This window comes from Azospirillum sp. UENF 312511 (genome assembly GCF_058780635.1).
In genome coordinates this window covers 1,770,592-1,790,844 of record NZ_JBSNCG010000003.1, presented here as the reverse complement: position 1 = coordinate 1,790,844, position 20,253 = coordinate 1,770,592, and the positions used below count along the sequence as shown (strand labels likewise).

The window sequence follows — 20,253 nt, the reverse complement described above, 5'->3', positions numbered from 1 at the left end:
CGATTCCCAGGATCGGGTCGAGCTTGCCGGCGCGGTCCAGCGCGTGGATGTCGTCGGAGCCGCCGTAGGGCTTGCCGTCGATGAAGACCTGCGGGACGGTCATGCGCCCCTCGGCGCGCTGCACCATCTCCTCGCGGCGGCCCGGCTGCATGTAGAGGTCGATCTCCTCGTACGCCACCCCCTTGCTGTCGAGCAGACGCTTGGCGCGCGAGCAGTAGGGGCAGAAGGGCGTGGTGTAGATGACGACGTCGGCCATGCGGAGGGCTCCTTGGCTGTTTTGAACGGTTATAAGATCAACCGCCGCACGGCGTCACCCGTTACGTTTTCATGGCTCACACCCACGGCTCACGTCTTGACGACGCGCGCCAGGGTCAGCGCGTCCACCCGCTCCGCCCCGGCGCGCAGCAGAACCCGCGCGCATTCCGACAGGGTCGCCCCGGTGGTCAGCACGTCGTCGACCAGGACGATCCGCTTTCCCGCCACCCGCGGCTCCAGCCCCGGCCGGACCGCGAACGCCCCCTTCACGTTCCGCCGCCGCCCCGAGCGGTCGAGCCCGCCCTGCGACGGGGTGGAGCGGCGGCGGACCAGCAGGTCGGGAATCACCGGACGCCCGGCCTGCCGGCCCGCCGCCTGGGCGAGCAGGGCCGCCTGGTTGTAGCGGCGCCGGAACAGCCGCAGGCGGTGCAACGGCACCGGGGCCAGCAGGTCGGCGTCGGCCAGCAGCTCCGCCCCGGCGCGGGCCATCCAGGCGCCGTAGGCGCTGGCGGCGTGGATCCGGTCGCCGTGCTTGAAGCCGAGGACCAGCGGGCGGCTGCCGTCGTCGTAGGCCAGGACGGCGCGGGCGCGGGCAAAGAGCGGCGGCTCGGCGATGCAGGCGCCGCACAGCGGCTCCCCCTCCAGCGCGAAGTCGAAGGGTGTGCCGCATCCGGCGCAGAGCGGTGGTGCGATGAAGGTCAGCCCGCTCCAGCACGGCGCGCACAGCCCGCCCTGCCGGTCCACCGCCCCGCCGCAGCACAGGCAGCGCGGCGGCAGCAGCGTGTCGAGAATTCCCCCGAGAACCCTGGTCGCTAGCCGCTGCGGAAGGGCCATGGCGGCGCGCCCCCTCAATTCAGGCCGGCGATGCGGTCGAAGATCACGAAGGTGTAGTCGCGCAGCGCGATGTAGATCGCCGGCCCGGTGATGAACAGGATCGCCAGCGTGGCGAAGATCTTCAGATCCTGCTGCAGCGTCGATTCGTTGATGTTGGTCGCCTGCTGGAAGATGGTCAGCAGCATGCCGAGCACCGTGGTGACGACGAGGACCGGGGTGGTGATCTTGATGATGACGATCAGCGCCTCGTAGGTGGCGCCGATGGCTTCCTCGATGCCCATGGCAAGCTCCCGCAGGTTCGCGGCCGACCATAGCACGATGGCGCTCTTTCGCCGATGGTTGTAGCCCGCCGGGGCTGGGCTATATTGCGGGCATGACCACGCCCGACAGCATGACCGTCTTTGACCGCGCGCTCGTCCGCCGCCGCCGCGACCGCGCCGTCCCCGCCTTCGCCGAGCACGCCTTCCTGTTCGAGGAGGTCGCCGAACGCCTCGTCGACCGGCTGGAGGATGTGGCCCGGCCCTTTCCCACCGTGCTCGACCTTGGCGCCCACGACGGGGTGATGGGGCGGACGCTGCGCGGGCGCAAGGGCGTCGAGACGCTGGTCGCCTGCGACCTCTCCCCCGGCTTCGCCCGGCGGGCCGGTCCGCTGGCCGTCGCCGCCGACGAGGAACTTCTGCCCTTCGTGCCGGAGACCTTCGACCTCGTGGTCAGCAACCTCAGCCTCCACTGGGTCAACGACCTGCCCGGCGCGCTGGTCCAGGTGCGGCAGGCGCTGAAGCCCGACGGCTTCTTCTGCGCGGCCATGCTGGGCGGGGAAACGCTGCTGGAACTGCGCCGCTGCCTGTACGAGGCGGAGATGGAGGTGGCCGGCGGCGTGTCGCCCCGCGTGTCGCCCTTCGCCGAGATCCGCGACGTCGGCGGGCTGATGCAGCGCGCCGGCTTCGCCCTGCCGGTGGTGGACAGCGACGTCATCACCGTCACCTACAGCGACGCCTTCCGCCTGATGCGCGACCTGCGCGGCATGGGCGAGACCAACGCCGTGCTGGCCCGCCGCAAGGTGCCGGCCACCCGCGCCCTGCTGTTCGACGCCGCCCGCCGCTACGCCGAGCGCTACGCCGAGCCGGACGGGCGCATCGAGGCGACCTTCCAGATCCTCTATCTGGCCGGCTGGTCGCCGCACGAAAGCCAGCAACAGCCGCTCAAGCCTGGCTGCGGCGAGGTCCCGCTGGGCGAGGCGTTGAAGGGATCGGCGGAAAAGCTCCGGTAATCCGGAGCGGGAAGGCGTTCACCCGATCATCCGGATCGCCATCCAGCCGAGCACTCCGGCGTTCACCACCATGATGACCGGCGCCGCCCGCGCCACCGCGGAGCGCCACGTGCGCCCCGCCAGATGCCCGGCGAGGCCGACCGCCAGCAGGCTCGGCAGCGTGCCCAGCGCGAAGGCCGCCATGCCCAGCGCCCCGGTCAGCGCGCTGCCGCTCGCCGCCGCCACCGCCACGGCGCCATAGAGAAGGCCGCAAGGGATGAAGCCGAGCGCCAGCCCCAGCCCGTAGCCGCGCCAGCCCGTGGGGTTGCCGAACAGGGGGCGGGCCAGCCGGGACACCCGGTCGCCCCACCAGCGCTGCACCACGCCGTCGAGCTTGGGCACCCAGGCGGTCAGCCCCTTCACCGCATAGCCGAGGAAGAACAGCGCCGCGAAGGCCAGCAGCGCCACCGACAGCCATTTCAGCCCGGGCAGCGCCCCGACATGGCCGGCGACCGCCGCCGCCGCTGCGCCGATCAGCGTGTAGGTGGTGCCGCGCCCCAGATGGTAGGGCAGCACTGCCGCCCCGGCCAGCCGGTGGAACTCGCTCATCCGCGAGGCCGGGACCTGCTCCAGCCGGGCGGTGACCTGGGCCAGCACGAAGGGGCCGCACATGCCCGCGCAATGGGTCGATCCCCCGACCAGCCCCGCGGTCAGCAGCGCAACCAGCAGCCCGCCGTCGCGGTCGATGACGACGGCGCACTGGTTGAGGCCGGCTTCGAGAAGCGTCAGGGCCGAGTGGGCGTCCAAGGCGGACCTCCGGTTGGAAGACCGCCCGTGTATAGGGGAAGCCCGCCGCGAAGGCCATGACCTGAGTCAACGCGCTCCAGCCCGCGCCGGGTCGGTCTTCGGGATCAGGTCTCGGAACCGGACTGCGCCACCTCGTGCACCTCCACTGGCTGCGCGGCGTGGCGGTTCATGATCTCCAGCGCCTGCTGCTCACGCCCGGCGTCGGCCAGATTGACCCACAGCAGGATGCCGCCCTTGTCGAGGTGCTGGAGCATCGGCTCGTTGCGCTTGTCGGTCAGCCAGTTCGACATGACCGAGCCCATGGCGCCGCCGCCCACGCCCGCCGCCGCCGCCGCGGCCGCCGCGGCCAGGGCCGTGCCGCCGGTCGCCAGGACGGCGCCGGTCGCCAGGATCGCCCCGACATAGGCCGGGAACCCGACCGCCACGCCCTTCACGCTGCCGACATCCTCCGGCGAGACGTAGGACTGGCGCGGCGCGTCGGGATCATGGGCGATGTCCTCCGCCCGCTCCGGCACATGGCCGAGATGGTCGCGGATGGTCTGGTCGTTGGCGAGCACGCTCAGCTCATGGCGCTGGAAGCCGGCCAGGGTCAGCTCGTCGACGGTTTTCTGCAGGGCGTCGCGGCTGGCGAAGATGCCCACGGCCTCGCGCACGGCGCCGCGCAGATGGCCGGCGGAGCGGTTCGCGTTCACATCGTTCTCGAAGGTCATGGCGGTCTTCCCCTGTTGCGCTTCCCGGTTGAGCTTCAACCATGGGCGCGGAGCGGAGGTTCCCGCCGTGACACCAGGCGGCGTCAGGGCTTTGCCGCGGCGGCGGGCGGAGTCACCACGCCGCGCGGCTCCGGCATGGTCCCGAGGAACCACCACAGGCCCAGCGCGATCAGCGCGGCCTTCACCGCCAGGAACAGGGCGATGTGGCGGGCGAGCGGGTTGCGGACCATGGGCGGCTCCATTGCAGCGGGTCGCCGTCGCCAAACCGGGCCAAACTGGATAGTATCCCCGGCCGAAAGACGGATCACACACGGATCGCACAAAAGGACGCGCCATGAAACGGTTGCTGATGCTCAGCCTGCTGGCCCTCGGCCTGACTGCCCCCGTCGCCACGCCGGCCCTGGCCCAGATCAACCTCCTGGAAGGTCCCTCCATGGTCAAGGCGGTGGCGTCCAACGACGTCAGCGCGCTGCGGCTGCTGCTGCTGAAGGGGGAGAACCCGAATCAGGTCGATTCCAACGGGCGCCCCGTCCTGCTGGTGGCCATCGGCAACGGCCATCCCGAGCTGGTGCGTCTGCTGCTGGACGGCGGGGCGAACCCCAACCGCGCCGACAAGTCCGGCAACACCCCGCTGCACTACGCGGTGGAGGCCGACACGCCGGAGGCGGTGGACCTCCTGCTGGCCAAAGGCGCCAAGGTCGACCAGGACAACCGCCAGGGCGTCACCCCGCTGATGACCGCGGCGCGCTTCGGCCGCGTCGATCTGGTGGAGCGGCTGCTGAAGGCCGGGGCGCAGGCCGACCGCTCCGACTTCACCGGCCGCACGACGCTGAGCTGGGCGCAGGACAGCCGCAACGCCCGCGTGGCGAACCTGCTGCGTCAGGCCGGCGCGCGCTGAGGCCGCGATGGGCGACGCCCTGCTCACCTCCGTCCTCGGCGCCGCCCCCCTGAACGGTCCGGGGCCGCTGTTCTTGCTGCTGCTGGCCCTGGCCATCGACGCCGCCGCGGGCGACTGGATCGGGCGCGTCCTGCCCGACCCGGCGGCGCTGGCGCAACGCGTCTGCGCCTGGGCCGACCGGCGGCTGAACCGGGTGGAGCGCGGCAAGACCGCCCGCCTGCTGCGCGGCGCGTTGGTCGTGCTGGCGCTCGTGCTGGCCGCCGTCGCCATTGGCCTGATCGTCGAGCGGATCGGCGCGCAGAGCCGCGGTTGGCTGCTGGAACTGGCGGTGATCCTCGCCACCCTGCGCGGGCGGAGCGCCTGGGCGCGGGTGCGTGCGGTGCGCCGTGCCCTGGACAAGGGCGGCGTCGCCCCGGCGCGGGACGCCGTCGCCCCCCTCACCCGCCGCCACGCCTTCAGCCTGGACGAGCACGGCATCGCCCGCGCCGCCATCGAGGCCGCCGCCAAGGGCTTCGCCCGCAAGCTGGTGGCCCCGGTCTTCGGCTACGCCCTGCTCGGCGTGCCCGGCCTGCTGGTCTGGGCGGTGGTGGACGGCGCCGACACCGCGCTGGGCCACGCCGGCGTGCGGCACGAGCGGTTCGGCCAGACCGCGGCGCGGCTGGACGACGCGCTGAACGCCATCCCGGCGCGGCTGGCGGCGGTTCTCCTGGCGCTGGCCGCACCCTTTGCCGGAGCGAAGGCCGGCGGCGCCTTCCGCACGATGATGCGGGACGGCGGCAAGGCGGCTTCCCTCAACATGGGCTGGCCGACCGCCGCCATGGCCGGCGCGCTGGGTCTGGCGCTGGGCGGGCCGCACCGCGACGGCGGCGTGGTCATCACCGAACCCTGGATCGGCGAGGGCCGCGCCCGGGCCACCGCCGCCGACATCGGGCGGGCGCTGGCGGTCTACGCCGTGGCCGGGTTGATCCTGGCGCTGCTGGTGGCGCTGCTGCTGTGGGGGATCGCGGGGTTGTAAAGCCCTGCCCCCGTCGCCACGGTCATCCCAAGAAAAAAGGCGCGGCCCCGAGGGACCGCGCCTTTTTCATGTCAGCGGCGAACCGCTGTTACCACTTGGACGCCCGGTGCGCCGGCTTGCCGCCCTGGGAGTCGCGGCGGGCGTGACCGCCGTGCTCGTTGCGGGCATGGTCGCTGCGGCCATGCTCGTTGCGGTTCATCGGACGACCCTGCGGACGGCCACCCGGGGCGCCGTTCGGCTTGCCGCCCTCGGCGCCGCCGTTGGCGTTGCGCACCCACGGCTTCTTGTTGTAGCCGCCGCCGTTGCCGCCACCCGGACGGCCACCCGAACGGCCCGCCGGACGGCCGCCGCCGCCGGTCTGGAACGGACGCTGCGGCTCCAGGCCCGGAACGACGTGGATGTCGAGGCGGGTGCCGGTGTAGCGCTCGATCCGGAACAGGGCGTCGCGGTCGGCGCGGGCGGCGAAGGAGATCGCCACGCCCGAGGCGCCCGCACGGCCCGTGCGGCCGATGCGGTGGACATAGTCCTCCGCCGAGCGCGGCAGGTCGAAGTTGATGACGTGGGTGATGTCGCGCACGTCGATGCCGCGCGCCGCCACGTCGGTCGCCACCAGCAGGCGGACCTGGCCGGTGCGCAGGCGCTGGAGCGTGCGGTTGCGCTTGAACTGGTCCATGTCGCCGTGCAGGGCGGCGGCGGCGTGGCCGGCGTCGCTCAGCTCCTCGGCCAGCGCATCGGCGTCGCGCTTGGTGGCGGCGAAGATGATCGCCTTGCCGACCTCGGGCAGGTCCGCGAAGTGCTTCAGCAGGCGGCGCTTATGGTCCATGTCGTCGGCATGGTGCAGGCGCTGCTCGACGTTCACCGAGGTGGTGGCGCTTTCCACGGCGACGCGCACCGGGTTGCGCAGCAGGTTGCCGGCGAGCTGGGCCATGCGGCGGTCCAGCGTGGCGGTGAACAGCAGCGTCTGGCGGTTGTCCGGGCAGCACTTGGCGATGGTTTCCACATCGTCCAGGAAGCCCATGTCGAGCATGCGGTCCGCCTCGTCCAGGATCAGCACCTCGACGGCGCTGAGGTCGATGCGGTTGCGCGACACATGGTCGAGCAGACGGCCCGGCGTGGCCACCATCACGTCCACCGCGCGCGACAGCAGGCGCAGCTGGTCGCGGTAGGGCATGCCGCCGACCACGTCCACGATGTTGTACTTCATGAACTTGGCGTACTTGCGGGCGGCGTCGGTGACCTGCTTGGCCAGCTCGCGGGTCGGGGCCAGAACCAGCACGCGCGGGGCGGCCACGCCGAGGCGCGGCAGCTCGACGGTGCGGGTCAGCGCCGGCAGCATGAAGGCGGCGGTCTTGCCGGTGCCCGTCTCGGCGGTCGCCAGGATGTCGCGGCCTTCCAGGGCCGGCGGGATCGCCTCGGCCTGGACCGGGGTCGGGGTGTTGTACTCGAACGCCTCAAGCGCCTTCACGACGAGCGGGTGAACGCCCAGCCCGGCGAAAGCGTTGGCGGTAACGGTTTCAGTGGTGTCGGTCACGGTTTCGTCGGCGACGGCAACCTCGGTGACGGCAGTCTCGACGACAGAAGTCTCGGCGACGGCGGTCTCAACAACGAGGGCGTCGGCGGCGGTGATTTCGATGGACGACAAGTAGGGTAACCTTTCCTCAGGACCAAGACGGCGCACGGCCGCCGCACCAGGATGGTGAGCGGTGGAACGCCGGCGTTTTCGCCGGGAGGAGGTCGGAAGAGGGAGAGGCGTCTGTCCGAAGCAACGGGCGACCGGGTCCCAAGGAAGGCCATCCCGCAATATCAAAGCGCGTCTCGCTCAAGAGACGCGCGAGCCTCCAGCGATCAAGACGCCTTACATAATGGGTTGCGCTGCACAATCCAAGAAGATTCTTTCACGCCCCCGGTCGCGTCGTGTCCCCCGGGGCGGGTGCCTGCCGTGCGCGCAGCGCATCGCGGATCTCCTCCAGCAGAACCTCCTGGCGGGGCGGCGCCTTCGGCTTGGAATCCTGGAGGAAATGCAGGCGGTTGACCTGCCGCACGATGAGGAACAGCGCCCCCGCCACGATGAAGAAGTTGATCAGGGCGTTGATGAAGCGGCCGTAGTTGATGGTCGCCGCCCCCGCCGCCTCCGCCGCGGACAGGCTCTCGTAATGGCCGCCGGACAGGTTCAGGAAGTAGTTGGAGAAGTCGATCCCGCCCATGACCCAGCCGATGGGCGGCATCAGCATGTCCTTGACCAGCGAGTTGACGATGCCGGTGAAGGCCGCGCCGATGATGATGCCGACGGCCAGTTCAACGACGTTGCCGCGGCTGATGAAGGTCTTGAACTCCTGCAACATGGCTGCGCTCCCGCTTGTTGACCGGAAGAACGCCACAGCCCAGCCGAAGTTTCCAGGGCCGCAAAAGGAAAGGGCCGGACCCTGCGGCCCGGCCCTTTCCGAAACATCCCCGGCGGCGTTCTTCGCGGCGGCGCTTAGCCGACCTTGCCGTGGCAGTGCTTGTACTTCTGGCCCGAGCCGCAGGGGCACGGCGCGTTGCGCGGCGTGTTCGCCCAGGCGTTGGGGTCGGCCCCCGGCACCACCGAGGCGGTGGCCTCGCGGCGGACCATGCCGGCGGGCAGCGGCGCGTCGGCCGGCGGGTAGCCCTGAGCGGCCCCGGCTCCCGCTTCGGCCATCGCCAGCGCCGGATCGTCGCGGCCCTCGTGCATCTCCTGCGGCGGACGGGCGTACAGCTCCTCCGGCTGCGGGGCAATGCGGATCTCGACATGCATCAGCACGGCGGTCACCTGCTCGCGCAGGGTCGACAGCATGGTCTCGAACAGCTCGAAGGCTTCGCGCTTGTACTCGTTCAGCGGGTCCTTCTGGGCGTAAGCGCGCAAGGAGATGCCCTGGCGGAGATGGTCGAGCTGGAGCAGGTGATCCTTCCATTCCTGGTCGAGGATCTGCAGCAGCAGGCTCTTCTCCACATGGCGCATCGTGTCGGCGCCGTAGGTCTCCACCTTCTCCGCATACTTGCGGTCGGCGGCCTCGCGGACGCGTTCCTCGATCTCCGGCTCGGCGATGCCCTCCTCCTTGGCCCAGTCGGCCACCGGCAGGTCCATGCCCAGGAGGCGGTTCACCTCCTCGTGCAGGCCGGCGATGTCCCAGGCCTCGGAGTAGGAGTTCGGCGGGATCGCCTTGTTGACCATGTTGGAAATGACCTGATGGCGCATCTCCAGGACGGTCTCGGCGATGTCCTCGGTGTCCATGATCTCGCGACGCTGCTCATAGACGACCTTGCGCTGGTCGTTCATGACGTTGTCGAACTTGAGCAGGTTCTTGCGCACCTCGAAATGGTGGGCCTCGACCTTGGTCTGGGCCTTCTCCAGCGCCTTGTTGATCCAGGGGTGGATGATCGCCTCCCCCTCCTTCAGGCCCAGGCGCTGCAGCATGCCGTCCATGCGCTCCGACCCGAAGATGCGCATCAGGTCGTCGTCCAGCGACAGGAAGAACTTGGAGGCGCCCGGATCGCCCTGGCGACCCGAACGGCCGCGCAGCTGGTTGTCGATGCGGCGGCTCTCGTGCCGCTCCGTGCCGACGACGTAGAGGCCGCCGGCCTGCTTGACCAGCTCGCGCGCCTCGGCCACCTCGGCCTCGATCTGCTTGACCTTGGCCTCGCGCTCCGGCCCCTCCGGCAGGTTGGCCAACTCCATCTGGATGCGCATCTCGACGTTGCCGCCGAGCTGGATGTCGGTGCCGCGGCCGGCCATGTTGGTGGCGACCGTGACGGCGCCCGGACGGCCCGCCTGCGCGACGATGTAGGCTTCCTGCTCGTGGTGGCGGGCGTTCAGCACATTGTGCGGGATGCCGCGCTTCTTCAGCAGCTCGGCGATCAGCTCCGACTTCTCGATGGAGGTGGTGCCGACCAGCACCGGCTGCTGGCGCTTGCGGGCGTCCTCGATCAGGTCGATGATCGCGTCGTACTTCTCCGACGCCTTGCGGTAGACCTCGTCGTCCATGTCCTTGCGCTGGACCGGCACGTTGGTCGGCATGTCCACGACCTCGAGGCCGTAGATCTCCGCGAACTCCGCCGCTTCGGTCATCGCCGTGCCGGTCATGCCGGCCAGCTTCGGGTAGATGCGGAAGTAGTTCTGGAAGGTGATGGAGGCGAGCGTCTGGTTCTCGCGCTGGATCGTCACCTTCTCCTTGGCCTCCAGCGCCTGGTGCAGGCCTTCCGAATAGCGGCGGCCCTCCATCATGCGGCCGGTGAACTCGTCGATGATGATGACCTTGTCGTCCTTGACGATGTAGTCCTTATCGCGCTGGAACAGCGTGTAGGCGCGCAGCGCCTGCTGGGAGTGGTGGACCAGCGCCACGTTCTGGATGTCGTACAGCCCGCCCGCCTTCAGCAGCCCGGCCTCGGACAGAAGCTGTTCCATATGCTCCTGCCCGGTCTCGGACAGGCTGACCGTGCGGTTCTTCTCGTCCAACTCGTAGTCGTCCCGCGTCAGCTGCGGGATCAGGCGATCCACCTGCACGTACATCTCCGACGAATCGGTCGACGGGCCGGAGATGATGAGCGGGGTGCGCGCCTCGTCGATCAGGATCGAGTCGACCTCGTCGACGATGGCGAAGTTGAAGGGCCGCTGGACCATGTCCTCCAGCCGGAACTTCATGTTGTCGCGCAGATAGTCGAAGCCGAATTCGTTGTTCGTGCCGTAGGTGATGTCGGCGGCGTAGGCGGCGCGGCGCTCCTCGTCGTCCAGCCCGTGCACGATGCAGCCGGTGGTCAGGCCGAGGAAGCCGTAGATGCGGCCCATCCAGGCGCTGTCGCGCGAGGCCAGATAGTCGTTCACGGTGACGACGTGGACGCCCTTGCCCTCCAGCGCGTTCAGATAGACGGCCAGCGTGGCGACCAGCGTCTTGCCTTCGCCGGTGCGCATCTCGGTGATCTTGCCCTGGTGCAGGACCATGCCGCCCATCAGCTGCACGTCGTAATGCCGCTGCCCCAGCACGCGCTTGCCCGCCTCGCGCACGGTGGCGAAGGCGTCGGGCAGGATGGCGTCGAGCGTCTCGCCCTGCGACAGCCGGCCGCGCAGCCAATCGGTGCGGGCGCGCAGCGCGTCGTCGGAGAGCGCCGCCAACTCGGGCTCCAGCGCGTTGATCTGCTGGACGGATTTTTGCAGCGCCTTGACGGTGCGCGTGTTGGCGGTGCCGAAAATCTTGCGGGCGAGAGCACCGAACATGAAAACCTCGGGGGTGGAACGTCGTGAAGCCGGCTTTTTGACCGGTCTCACATAGGCCCGAAGCAAGTTTCTGTCAACGAGACCCGCCCCTTTGCCCGGCCCTTTGAGGGGGGCATCGCGGGGGTGCCGGCCCTGCATGAGGCGGGGATCGGCGTGTGGCGCACCCTGGAAGCACCACCGTTCCGCCGCCATATCGCCTTGAACACGGTCGAAGCAAGGGGCCGAAGGACGGCGGCATGGCCGCTCATCACGACCGCTTGCCCCGCGCCGCGAACCCATGCTTAATCCCCCGCGGATTCGGGCGCGGGGCCGGATCGTCCGCACAGCCGCCACCAAATCAACGGCCGCCGCCAATCATAAGACGTTCTGTCACACCTTTGCCTGTCATGCCATTGACCGTGACAAGACACATCCGCCGGAAGGAAAAGACTCCATGGTGAATCGAGTGTTCCGCGCCGCCCTGCTGTCGATGGCCGCCTGCGGCCTCGCGCTGGCCGCACACGCCCAGACTCCGGCGCCGACTCCGGCCCCCGCGGCCACGCCCGCCCCCGCCGCGCAGGCCGCCCCCGCCCCGGCGGACGCCGATCCGGTGGTGGCGCGCGTCAACGGCGAGGCGGTCCACCGCTCCGACGTCCAGCGCATGGTCGCCCAGCTTCCGCCGCAGGTGCAGCAGATGCCGCTGGAGATGATCTACCCGGCGGTGATCGAGCAGCTCGTGAACTCCAAGCTGGTGGCCGAGGCCGGCTACAAGGCCAACCTCGCCGGCACGCCGGAGGTCAAGGACGAGATCAAGCGCGCCGAGGAGCGCGCGGTGCAGCGCGCCTACATCCAGAAGGAAGTGCAGTCGCGCATCACCCCGGCCAAGCTGGACGAGGCCTATCAGGCCTTCCTGAAGCAGAACCCGGCCCAGGAAGAGGTCAAGGCCGCCCACATCCTCGTCGAGAAGGAGGATGAGGCCAAGGCGATCATCGCCCAGCTCAAGAAGGGCGGCGACTTCGCCAAGCTGGCCAAGGAGAAGTCGAAGGACCCGGTGGCTGCCGAGCAGGGCGGCGATCTCGGCTACTTCACCAAGGACACGATGGTCGAGCCCTTCGCCGACGCCGCCTTCGCCATGAAGAAGGGCGAGGTGAGCAAGGAGCCGGTGAAGACGCAGTTCGGCTGGCACATCATCAAGGTCGAGGACAAGCGCACCCAGCCGCAGCCGTCCCTGGACGAGGTGAAGCCGCAGCTCGAGCAGCAGCTCAGCAAGGACATCGTGACCAACGTCGTGGATGATCTGCGCAAGGTCGCCAAGGTCGAGACCTTCCAGCTCGACGGCTCGCCGATGCCGAAGGAAGAGCCGGCCCCGGCCACGGACGCGCCGGCCCAGACCGCCCCGAAGGCGGAAGAGCCGAAGAAGAACTAAGGTCCGGCAGCGGTTGCCCCCACCCCGCCCCTCCCCCGCTGACGCAGGGGAGGGAGATTGGCCCCCTCCCCCGCCCAGCGGGGGAGGGTTAGGGTGGGGGCAAGCGCCTTGCATCCCAATCACCGTCCAACACTCCCCGCTCCACCAGCCCCACGAGCCCGTCCCCATGGCCACGACCGTCTCCCCCTTGGCACCCGCCGGCTTCCCGACGCTCCCGCCCGTCGCGGGCGTGCGCATCGCCACCGCCAACAGCGGCATCCGATACAAGGGCCGCGACGACCTGATGCTGGCCGTGCTTGACGAGGGCACGACGGTGGCCGGCGTGCTGACCAAGTCGCTGACCTGCTCCGCCCCGGTGATCTGGTGCCGCGACAGCCTGCCCCGCGGCTCGGCCCGCGCGGTCGTGGTCAACGCCGGCAACGCCAACGCCTTCACCGGCAAGGCCGGCGACGCCACCGTCCAGGCGACCGTCGAGGCCGCCGCCAAGATCGCCGGCTGCGCCACCGACGAGGTCTACGTCGCCTCCACCGGCGTGATCGGCATCCCGCTGGCCGCCGACGCCATCGCCAAGGTCCTGCCGGGCATGGTCCCGGCGCTGAAGGACGACTCGGCGGCGCTGGAGGCCGGGGCGCGGGCCATCATGACCACCGACACCTTCGCCAAGGGCTCGACCCGTCAGGTCGCCATCGGCGGGACGACGGTGACGATCAGCGGCTTCGCCAAGGGTTCCGGCATGATCGCCCCGGACATGGCGACCATGCTGGGCTTCCTCTTCACCGACGCGGCCATTGCCGCCCCGGCGCTGCAGTCCATGCTGTCGGAGTTCACCGAGCGCAGCTTCAACGCCATCACGGTGGACGGCGACACCTCGACCAGCGACACGCTGCTGCTGTTCGCCACCGGCAAGGCCGGCAACGCCCCGGTGACCGACGCCAACGCGCCGGAGCTGGCCGACTTCCGCAAGGCGCTGGAGGAGGTGATGCTCGACCTCGCGCTGCAGATCGTGCGCGACGGCGAAGGGGCGACCAAGTTCGTCTCCATCACGCTGGTCGGCGCCGAGAGCGACGCTGCCGCCAAGCGCATCGCGCTCACCGTCGCCAACTCCCCGCTGGTCAAGACCGCGCTGGCCGGCGAGGACGCCAACTGGGGCCGCATCGTCGCCGCCATCGGGCGGGCCGGCGAGCGGGCCGACCGCGACCTCATCAAGATCACCATCGGCGGCACGCTGATCTGCGCCGAGGGCATGGAGGTTCCGGGCTACGACGAGGCGCCGGTCGCCGCCCACATGAAGGGCCAGGAGATCGACGTGCACATCGACCTGGGCATCGGCACTGGCACGTCCCGCGTCTGGACCTGCGACCTGACCCACGGCTACATCGACATCAACGGCTCCTACCGGAGCTGAGATCGAAGCGGAGACCATGACCGGCGCGCCTCTGCCCGACCGCCTCGACACGGCGCGACTGACGCTCCGCCCCTTCCGCCTGGAGGATGTGGAGCGTTTCGCGCCGCTGATCGGGGACCAGGAGGTGGCGCGCTGGCTCGCCCGCGTGCCCCATCCCTACGGCCCGGAGGACGGGCGCGCCTGGGTCGCCCTGGCCGCCCGCAACCGGGCGGAGCGCGCGTCGCTCGACCTGCTGGCGATCCGTAAGGACGACGGGCAGCCGGTGGGCGGCATCGGCGTGATCCTGGCGGACGGCGAGGTCGGCTATTGGCTGGGCCAGCCTCACCAGGGAGTCGGCTATGCCACCGAGATGCTGCGGGCCGTCATCCCCGCCGCCTTCGCGCTGGGCTTGCCCCGCCTGTGGGCGCGGACCGCGCCGGACAACCACCGCTCCCGCCGCGTGCTGGACAAGGTCGGCTTCCTGCCGCTCGACGCCGCCGACCAATATGAACTGACCGCCGGACGCTGGCGGTTCCTCACCCCGGAGACCGCGTGATGCCGGCCTGCTTCGATCCTTCCTCCACCCCAGCCCCCGGTTCGCTGCCGACCCTGCTGGTCGTCGCGGTGGCCCTGGTGGACGCCGACGGCCGCGTCCTGCTGGCCCAGCGCCCGCCCGGCAAGTCGCTGGCCGGGCTGTGGGAGTTTCCCGGCGGCAAGGTGGACGCGGGTGAGACCCCGGAAGCCGCCCTGGTCCGCGAACTGAAGGAGGAGTTGGGCATCGACACGGCGGCGAGCTGCCTCGCCCCCTTCACCTTCGCCTCGCACAGCTACGAAAAATTCCACCTGCTGATGCCGCTGTTCGTCTGCCGCGTCTGGGAGGGCGACGTGATGGCGCGGGAGGGGCAAAAGCTTGCCTGGGTCTACCCGAACCGCATGGGCGACTACCCCATGCCCCCCGCCGACGTGCCGCTGGTGGCGATGCTGCGCGACCTGCTGTAGCCGGCCGAACAACGCCACGGTTTCTCCCGCATCGTGCGATGCGCCACCCTTGTCCCCACACCTCTTCCGGATTGCGGCTTCACGAATCGGGTGATCTGTGCCACATCATAGCCGTCGCGTTCGGGATCGCATCCCGACCACCAGATTCTGAATCGTCCAGAGACGGACCCGCATCTGAACCGCATCGGCGTGGACTCGCTCTTCAATCTCAAGGCCCCTCCGGCGGAGCCGGCCCAGGACCCTGACGGCAACCCCGCCCTGGAGGTGCTGCGGTCGGTCTTCGGCTATTCCGCCTTCCGCGGGCAGCAGGCCGACATCATCGCCCACGTCATCCGTGGCGGCGACGCGCTCGTCCTCATGCCCACGGGCGGCGGCAAGTCGCTGTGCTATCAGGTGCCGGCGCTGGTGCGCGATGGCGTGACGGTGGTGGTATCGCCGCTGATCGCGCTGATGCGGGATCAGGTGACGGCGCTGCGCGAGCTGGGCGTGCGGGCGGCCTTCCTCAACTCCTCCCTCGACGCCGCCGAGGCGCGCGAGGTGGAGCGGGCCATGGTCCGCGGCGAGATCGACCTCGTCTATGTGGCGCCGGAACGTCTGGTCACCCCGCGCTTTCTCGACCTGCTGGACCGCACCAAGCTCGCCCTCTTCGCGCTGGACGAGGCGCATTGCGTCAGCCAGTGGGGCCATGATTTCCGGCCCGAGTATCTCCAGCTCTCCATCCTGCACGAGCGGCACCCGACCGTGCCGCGCGTCGCGCTGACCGCCACGGCGGACGCGCAGACCCGCGCGGAGATCAAGGACAAGCTGGGGCTGACCGAGGCCCGCGTCTTCCTGTCCAGCTTCGACCGGCCCAACATCACCTACCGCGTCGTCCCGAAGAAGAGCGAGCGCCAGCAGATGCTGGCCTTCCTGCGGGAAAACCACCCCGAGGACGCCGGCATCATCTATTGCATGTCGCGGGCGAAGGTGGAGGACACCGCCAACTGGCTGAACCAGCAGGGGCGGGAGGCGCTTCCCTACCACGCCGGGCTGCCGTCGGAGGTGCGCGAGGCGAACCAGGACCTGTTCATCAAGGGCGAGGGCATCGTCATGGTGGCGACGGTGGCCTTCGGCATGGGCATCGACAAGCCGAACGTGCGCTTCGTCTGCCACCTCGACCCGCCCAAGAGCCTGGAAGCCTATTATCAGGAGACCGGCCGCGCCGGGCGCGACGGCCTGCCCGCCGACGCCTGGATGAGCTACGGCATGGCCGACGTGGTCGGCCTGCGCCAGATGCTGGAGCAGTCGGAAGCCGGCGATTCCCACCGCCGCGTCGAGCGCTCCAAGCTGGAGGCGCTGCTCGGCTTCTGCGAGACCTCGGCCTGCCGCCGCAAGGTGCTGCTGAACTATTTCGGTGAGACGCTGGAGGCGCCCTGCGGCAACTGCGACACCTGCCTGGAGCCGGTGGAGACCTGGGACGGCACCGTCGCCGCGCAGAAGGCCCTGTCGGCGGTCTACCGCACCGGCCAGCGCTACGGCGCCGGGCACCTGATCGACGTGCTGCTGGGCAACGCCACGGAGAAGGTGGCGCAGCAGGCCCACGACGCGCTGAAGACCTTCGGCTGCGGCAAGGAACTGTCCAAGGCGGAATGGCAGTCGGTCTACCGCCAGCTCGTCGCCGCCGGCTATCTGACGGTCGATCTGGAGGGTTATGGCGGCTTCCGCCTGACCGACGCCGGCATCCCGGTGATCAAGGGCCAGCAGACGGTCAAGCTGCGCAAGGACCCGGTGGTGGAGAAGCGCCGCGGCGTCCACGACGCGCTGCGCCGCCACGTCTCCCGCGGCGGCTCTACTCCTTCCGGCGGCCTGTCCGGCGAGGGCGTGTCGCGGGCCGGCGCGCGCGGCGCCCTGTCGCCCGCCGACGACGCGCTGTGGCACGCGCTGAAGGACTGCCGCACCGAGTTGGCCCGCGCGCAGGGCGTGCCGCCCTATGTGATCTTCCACGACAGCACGCTGCTGGAGATGGTCGCGACGCGCCCGATGGACCGCGCCGCCTTCGCTCGCCTGCCCGGCGTCGGTGCCCGCAAGCTGGAGCGTTATGCCGACCCCTTTTTGGACGTCATCCGCCAGAAAGGATAATTTTATCCATCTCCCAAAAAAGCGCTTGCGCCGGTCCGCCCCCGCGGTTAATTTCCGCGCCCACGACGCACCGACGTCGGCGCCGCAGTAGCTCAGGGGTAGAGCAACTGATTCGTAATCAGTAGGTCCGGGGTTCAAATCCCTGCTGCGGCACCACTCTAAGGCCCTGGAAGGTAACGCCTTCCGGGGCCTTTCCATATGTGGCATGACTCATCGCGCCCGCTTTCCGCAGCAAGGCCGATGTCCCAGCCACTCACCACCTCCCCCCTCATCAACCTTGCCGCCGCGATGTGCCGGCCCGTGACGAACGGGCACGACCTGAAGGCCATCGAAACCCTCTGCGAGGCTTTTCTCGACCGGCCCAGGGCCGAGCGGGCGCGGGCGGCACGGGAGTTGCCCCGCTTGGCGCGGGGAACGGATACCGTCCTGCTGCTGTCGGCCATGGCCGCCGTCTCCGGTGACCTGCGCTATTACGACGAGTTGCTCGACATGGTGGAGGCCAACATCGCGCAATCCGGGCTGGAGGGGCTGCTGCACATCCACGCCGGCATCGGACGCCAGCTCTTTTTGATGCGCATGAACCCGGCGAGCCGCCCCGGCTTCTTCGAGGAGCGGCAGTTCCCCTTCTACCGCAGCATCCTCGACGAGATCCGCCGCCGTCAGGCCATCGTCCCACGCGCCCGCCGGGCCGGGGGAGCGGAGACCGGGCGGGTCGTGCTGGTGACCAACCAGTTCCTGTCGCTGCGCCACCAGCCATCGCGCGACCTGCTGTCCTACGCCGCCTTGCTGGAGGACCGCTGCGGGCGGGAGGTGGTGATCCTCAACACCAACATCATGCCGACGGAGGTGCACAGCCTGTTCGTGCCCTCCTTCGCGGCGTCGGTGGAGCCCACCCTCTCCGGCGATCAGAGAATCGAAGCGGACGGGCGTACGTACCGGATGCTGTCGTCGGTCGAGCCCTGCGTCAGCCCCGGCAAGATCGCCTGGTTCCTGGAGGCCATCACGGCGCTCGACCCGGACGCCGTTCTGTCGCTCGGCGGGTCCTGCGTCGTGGCCGACCTGATGGCCGGGGCGCGCCCCACCCTGTGCATCCCGACCACCAGCGGGGCCACCCTCTCGCTGGCCGACATCGTGCTGGATTTCGGCGGAGGCGCGGCACCCGACCACGGGCCGCTGGCCCGGTCCTGGCGGCCCTTCCGCTTCCTGCATTCGCTGGCCGGGGCCACCCCGAGGAAAGAGGGATCGCGCGCCACCTTCGGGCTCGATGAGGGCGCCTTCGTCTGCGCCGTCGTCGGCAACCGGCTGGACGAGGAGGCGGACGGCGCCTTCCTCGCCATGCTGGAAACGCTGTTCGACCGCGCGCCGCACGCCGTCACCGTCTTCGCCGGGCACGCCGACGCCCTGCCCCGGCGGCTGGCCGCGTCACGCCATGCAGCACGGCTGCGGTGCCTGGGCTATGTGTCGGACATGGGCGCCCTGCTGGCGGTCTGCGACGCCTATGTGAATCCCCGGCGGACCGGCGGGGGCGCCAGCGCCGCCGAGGCCCTGGCCGCCGGGACGGTGCCGCTGTCGCTTCCCGGCGGAGACGTTGCCAGCGTCGTCGGCCCGCGCTTCATTCAACCCGACTACGGCGCCTTCGTCGAGCGGCTGGCCGCTTTGGCGGCCGATCCCGCCGCCTTGGCCGCCGCCGCCGCAGAGGCCCGCGTCCAAGGGTCGCGGCGCGCCGGGCCGGCGGAGGCCGCCGCCGACCTGTCGCGGTATCTCGACGAGGCGGCGGCGCTGTTCCGCAGCCGACGTTCGTTGGAGGATTGATCCGGGCTGCCGCCGTCAACCGCTTTATCGCACAGGCGGAGCAAACTCCCGGCTTGCTTTGGCGCCGGTGCCTTTCCAATATTCCGCGCTCCCCGACCGGGCGTCCGCTGGGACGCCGCGGCGGGTGTCTTATTTTCTGCAACGAGGACCTTTTCATGCGCGCCTTCGACGGCCAGCATTCCGACAACGTCGCCATCAAGCGCACGCGGGAGCAGAAGCAGCTTCAGCTCCAGCAGTTGAAGGAGCAGCTCGCCACCCTGAAGTCCCACGCGGCCCCGGCGATCCGTGAAGCGCTGGTGAAGCGCATCGCCGAGCTGGACGCGGAGATGCGCCAGCCGCCGAAGCCGCCGCGCGAAGGCCGCGGCGACGGTCCCCGTGGCGAGGGGCGCGGCCCCCGTGGCGATGGTCCCCGTGGTGACGGCCCCCGGGGCGACCGCCCGCGCCGCGAGGGCTTCTCCCGCAGCGAGAGCTTCCGGTCGGACGGTCCCCGTGGTGACGGTCCGCGCGGCGAGGGCTCTCGTGGCGACGGCCCCCTTTCCCCCTTCGCCTCCCCGCGCCGCCGCGGCTGAGCCGCGGAACCCACCTTGACGCGTCCAGTCCAATGAGTCGCCAGCCGTGAGCGAAAACGCTTCTCCCGTCCGTCGCCGCCTGTTCGATCAGGCATGGCTCCTGATGATGTTGCCGCCGCTGTTCTGGGCCAGCAATGCCGTCCTGGGCCGCGCGGTGTCGGGCGAGGTGCCGCCGGTCGGGCTGGCCTTCTGGCGCTGGACGCTGGGGATGCTGCTGGTGCTGCCCTTCGCGTGGCGGCACCTGCGGCACGACGTGCGGGCGCTGGCCGCCCAATGGCCCGTCGTGCTGCTGCTGTCGGCGCTGGGCATCGCCGTCTTCAACACCTTCCTCTATGTGGGGCTGCACACCACCACGGCGCTGAACGCGGTGATGATGCAGTCCTCCATGCCGGTGCTGATCGTGCTGATGAGCTTGGCGCTGTTCGGCGACCGGGTGACCCCGCTGCAGGGGGTAGGCATCGCCGTGTCGCTGGCCGGCGCCCTGACGCTGATCGCGCGGGGCGACCCGGCGGTGCTGATCGGGTTGCAGCTCGCCGCCGGGGATTTGTGGGTGCTGGCGGCGGTGCTCGGCTACGCCGCCTACACCGCCCTGCTGCGCCGCCGCCCGGCGGTGCATGGGCTCAGCTTCATCGCCGTCACCTTCGCGGGCGGGGCGGCGATGCTGCTGCCCTTCTATCTCTGGGAAAGCGTCGGCGGGAACCCCATGCCGATCACCCCGACGGCGCTGGGGGCGGTCGCCTATGTGGCGCTGTTCCCGTCAATAGCCGCCTATCTCTGCTTCAACCGCGCCGTGGCCCTGGTGGGCGCCAACACGGCGGGGATGTGCATCCATCTGATGCCGGTGTTCGGAAGCATCCTCGCCATCCTGTTCCTCGGCGAGCAGCCCCACCTCTACCACGCCGCTGGCATCGGGTTGATCGCGGCGGGCATCCTGCTGGCGACCCGCCGGAAGGGCTGAGGCGGGGACGCGC

19 protein-coding genes, 1 tRNA gene and 1 pseudogene are annotated in these 20,253 nt (G+C 70.2%); 12 read left to right on the top strand and 9 right to left on the bottom strand.

Annotated elements, in window-relative coordinates; translation table 11 throughout:
* Position 1: 1 nt before the first annotated feature.
* The 3 genes and pseudogenes from grxC to ACWPN7_RS19795 form a co-directional block, all read right to left on the bottom strand.
* Positions 2-256 (bottom strand): annotated as a pseudogene (gene grxC / locus ACWPN7_RS19805) (glutaredoxin 3); the annotation flags it as partial.
* A gap of 89 nt (positions 257-345) precedes the next feature.
* Positions 346-1,089: a ComF family protein gene (locus ACWPN7_RS19800; protein WP_459196055.1), complete on the bottom strand. Its 744-nt coding sequence runs from the start codon at positions 1,087-1,089 to the stop codon at positions 346-348.
* A gap of 14 nt (positions 1,090-1,103) precedes the next feature.
* On the bottom strand, positions 1,104-1,370 hold the full coding sequence (locus tag ACWPN7_RS19795) for a flagellar biosynthetic protein FliQ (protein ID WP_035669536.1): 267 nt from the start codon (positions 1,368-1,370) through the stop codon (positions 1,104-1,106).
* Positions 1,371-1,462: 92 nt separating this feature from the next.
* On the opposite strand from ACWPN7_RS19795, the gene ACWPN7_RS19790 reads away from it, so the two are divergent.
* The gene (locus tag ACWPN7_RS19790; protein WP_038525832.1) at positions 1,463-2,359 is read left to right on the top strand and encodes a methyltransferase domain-containing protein; all 897 of its coding nucleotides are present in this window, start codon (positions 1,463-1,465) and stop codon (positions 2,357-2,359) included.
* Positions 2,360-2,377: 18 nt separating this feature from the next.
* On the opposite strand, the gene ACWPN7_RS19785 is transcribed toward ACWPN7_RS19790, so the two are convergent.
* The 3 genes from ACWPN7_RS19785 to ACWPN7_RS19775 all read right to left on the bottom strand — a co-directional run bounded on the left by ACWPN7_RS19785 (position 2,378) and on the right by ACWPN7_RS19775 (position 4,085).
* Entirely contained in the window at positions 2,378-3,145 is a 768-nt protein-coding gene (locus tag ACWPN7_RS19785) for a sulfite exporter TauE/SafE family protein (RefSeq protein WP_459196056.1), read from the bottom strand.
* Positions 3,146-3,249: 104 nt separating this feature from the next.
* A complete protein-coding gene (locus tag ACWPN7_RS19780) occupies positions 3,250-3,855 on the bottom strand; it encodes a hypothetical protein (RefSeq protein ID WP_038525829.1) in 606 nt (201 codons plus the stop codon).
* Between the two features lie 83 nt (positions 3,856-3,938).
* Positions 3,939-4,085: a hypothetical protein gene (locus ACWPN7_RS19775; RefSeq protein WP_014239193.1), complete on the bottom strand. Its 147-nt coding sequence runs from the start codon at positions 4,083-4,085 to the stop codon at positions 3,939-3,941.
* Positions 4,086-4,189: 104 nt separating this feature from the next.
* On the opposite strand from ACWPN7_RS19775, the gene ACWPN7_RS19770 reads away from it, so the two are divergent.
* Together ACWPN7_RS19770 and ACWPN7_RS19765 are read left to right on the top strand one after the other, a co-directional pair.
* On the top strand, positions 4,190-4,753 hold the full coding sequence (locus ACWPN7_RS19770) for an ankyrin repeat domain-containing protein (protein WP_038525827.1): 564 nt from the start codon (positions 4,190-4,192) through the stop codon (positions 4,751-4,753).
* A gap of 7 nt (positions 4,754-4,760) precedes the next feature.
* Entirely contained in the window at positions 4,761-5,768 is a 1,008-nt protein-coding gene (locus tag ACWPN7_RS19765) for a cobalamin biosynthesis protein CobD/CbiB (protein WP_051657729.1), read from the top strand.
* Between the two features lie 88 nt (positions 5,769-5,856).
* Here ACWPN7_RS19765 and ACWPN7_RS19760 read toward each other — a convergent pair whose 3' ends face one another.
* From ACWPN7_RS19760 to secA, 3 genes are all read right to left on the bottom strand, one after another.
* The gene (locus tag ACWPN7_RS19760; protein WP_247874881.1) at positions 5,857-7,410 is read right to left on the bottom strand and encodes a DEAD/DEAH box helicase; all 1,554 of its coding nucleotides are present in this window, start codon (positions 7,408-7,410) and stop codon (positions 5,857-5,859) included.
* Between the two features lie 253 nt (positions 7,411-7,663).
* Positions 7,664-8,110 carry a large conductance mechanosensitive channel protein MscL gene (gene mscL / locus ACWPN7_RS19755; RefSeq protein WP_103039819.1) on the bottom strand — a complete coding sequence of 149 codons (447 nt, stop codon included), beginning with the start codon at positions 8,108-8,110 and terminating at the stop codon, positions 7,664-7,666.
* Positions 8,111-8,244: 134 nt separating this feature from the next.
* Positions 8,245-10,995 carry a preprotein translocase subunit SecA gene (gene secA / locus ACWPN7_RS19750; protein ID WP_201043784.1) on the bottom strand — a complete coding sequence of 917 codons (2,751 nt, stop codon included), beginning with the start codon at positions 10,993-10,995 and terminating at the stop codon, positions 8,245-8,247.
* 433 nt (positions 10,996-11,428) lie between these two features.
* Here secA and ACWPN7_RS19745 point away from each other — a divergent pair, with 433 nt between their 5' ends.
* The 9 genes from ACWPN7_RS19745 (at position 11,429) to ACWPN7_RS19705 (ending at position 20,240) form a co-directional block, all read left to right on the top strand.
* Positions 11,429-12,400: a peptidylprolyl isomerase gene (locus tag ACWPN7_RS19745; RefSeq protein WP_407823652.1), complete on the top strand. Its 972-nt coding sequence runs from the start codon at positions 11,429-11,431 to the stop codon at positions 12,398-12,400.
* Positions 12,401-12,566: 166 nt separating this feature from the next.
* Entirely contained in the window at positions 12,567-13,805 is a 1,239-nt protein-coding gene (gene argJ / locus ACWPN7_RS19740) for a bifunctional glutamate N-acetyltransferase/amino-acid acetyltransferase ArgJ (RefSeq protein ID WP_201044652.1), read from the top strand.
* Between the two features lie 16 nt (positions 13,806-13,821).
* Complete coding sequence (locus tag ACWPN7_RS19735; RefSeq protein ID WP_459196057.1) at positions 13,822-14,340, top strand: GNAT family N-acetyltransferase; 519 nt, start codon at positions 13,822-13,824, stop codon at positions 14,338-14,340.
* A complete protein-coding gene (locus tag ACWPN7_RS19730) occupies positions 14,340-14,783 on the top strand; it encodes a (deoxy)nucleoside triphosphate pyrophosphohydrolase (protein ID WP_051140063.1) in 444 nt (147 codons plus the stop codon). Before ACWPN7_RS19735 ends, ACWPN7_RS19730 begins: the two co-directional genes overlap by 1 nt.
* Before the next feature lie 189 nt (positions 14,784-14,972).
* A complete protein-coding gene (gene recQ / locus ACWPN7_RS19725; protein ID WP_103039823.1) occupies positions 14,973-16,901 on the top strand; it encodes a DNA helicase RecQ in 1,929 nt (642 codons plus the stop codon).
* An 81-nt stretch (positions 16,902-16,982) separates the two neighbouring features.
* A tRNA-Thr gene (locus ACWPN7_RS19720) sits at positions 16,983-17,057 on the top strand.
* Positions 17,058-17,141: 84 nt separating this feature from the next.
* Entirely contained in the window at positions 17,142-18,713 is a 1,572-nt protein-coding gene (locus ACWPN7_RS19715; RefSeq protein WP_459196058.1) for a glycosyltransferase, read from the top strand.
* Positions 18,714-18,868: 155 nt separating this feature from the next.
* Positions 18,869-19,282 carry a hypothetical protein gene (locus ACWPN7_RS19710; RefSeq protein ID WP_459196059.1) on the top strand — a complete coding sequence of 138 codons (414 nt, stop codon included), beginning with the start codon at positions 18,869-18,871 and terminating at the stop codon, positions 19,280-19,282.
* A gap of 46 nt (positions 19,283-19,328) precedes the next feature.
* Positions 19,329-20,240, top strand: coding sequence for a DMT family transporter (locus tag ACWPN7_RS19705; RefSeq protein ID WP_459196060.1), 912 nt, complete (start codon positions 19,329-19,331; stop codon positions 20,238-20,240).
* The last annotated feature ends 13 nt before the right edge of the window (positions 20,241-20,253 follow it).

Bases quoted from the DNA above. Each gene is read 5' to 3' on its own strand.
- ACWPN7_RS19735 (WP_459196057.1), top strand. From the start codon at position 13,822: ATGACCGGCGCGCCTCTGCCCGACCGCCTCGACACGGCGCGACTGACG.
- argJ (WP_201044652.1), top strand. From the start codon at position 12,567: ATGGCCACGACCGTCTCCCCCTTGGCACCCGCCGGCTTCCCGACGCTC.
- secA (WP_201043784.1), bottom strand. From the start codon at position 10,995: ATGTTCGGTGCTCTCGCCCGCAAGATTTTCGGCACCGCCAACACGCGC.
- ACWPN7_RS19790 (WP_038525832.1), top strand. From the start codon at position 1,463: ATGACCACGCCCGACAGCATGACCGTCTTTGACCGCGCGCTCGTCCGC.
- ACWPN7_RS19780 (WP_038525829.1), bottom strand. From the start codon at position 3,855: ATGACCTTCGAGAACGATGTGAACGCGAACCGCTCCGCCGGCCATCTG.
- ACWPN7_RS19775 (WP_014239193.1), bottom strand. From the start codon at position 4,085: ATGGTCCGCAACCCGCTCGCCCGCCACATCGCCCTGTTCCTGGCGGTG.
- ACWPN7_RS19715 (WP_459196058.1), top strand. From the start codon at position 17,142: ATGTCCCAGCCACTCACCACCTCCCCCCTCATCAACCTTGCCGCCGCG.
- ACWPN7_RS19770 (WP_038525827.1), top strand. From the start codon at position 4,190: ATGAAACGGTTGCTGATGCTCAGCCTGCTGGCCCTCGGCCTGACTGCC.
- ACWPN7_RS19765 (WP_051657729.1), top strand. From the start codon at position 4,761: ATGGGCGACGCCCTGCTCACCTCCGTCCTCGGCGCCGCCCCCCTGAAC.
- ACWPN7_RS19745 (WP_407823652.1), top strand. From the start codon at position 11,429: ATGGTGAATCGAGTGTTCCGCGCCGCCCTGCTGTCGATGGCCGCCTGC.
- ACWPN7_RS19795 (WP_035669536.1), bottom strand. From the start codon at position 1,370: ATGGGCATCGAGGAAGCCATCGGCGCCACCTACGAGGCGCTGATCGTC.
- ACWPN7_RS19710 (WP_459196059.1), top strand. From the start codon at position 18,869: ATGCGCGCCTTCGACGGCCAGCATTCCGACAACGTCGCCATCAAGCGC.
- mscL (WP_103039819.1), bottom strand. From the start codon at position 8,110: ATGTTGCAGGAGTTCAAGACCTTCATCAGCCGCGGCAACGTCGTTGAA.
- ACWPN7_RS19730 (WP_051140063.1), top strand. From the start codon at position 14,340: ATGCCGGCCTGCTTCGATCCTTCCTCCACCCCAGCCCCCGGTTCGCTG.
- ACWPN7_RS19800 (WP_459196055.1), bottom strand. From the start codon at position 1,089: ATGGCCCTTCCGCAGCGGCTAGCGACCAGGGTTCTCGGGGGAATTCTC.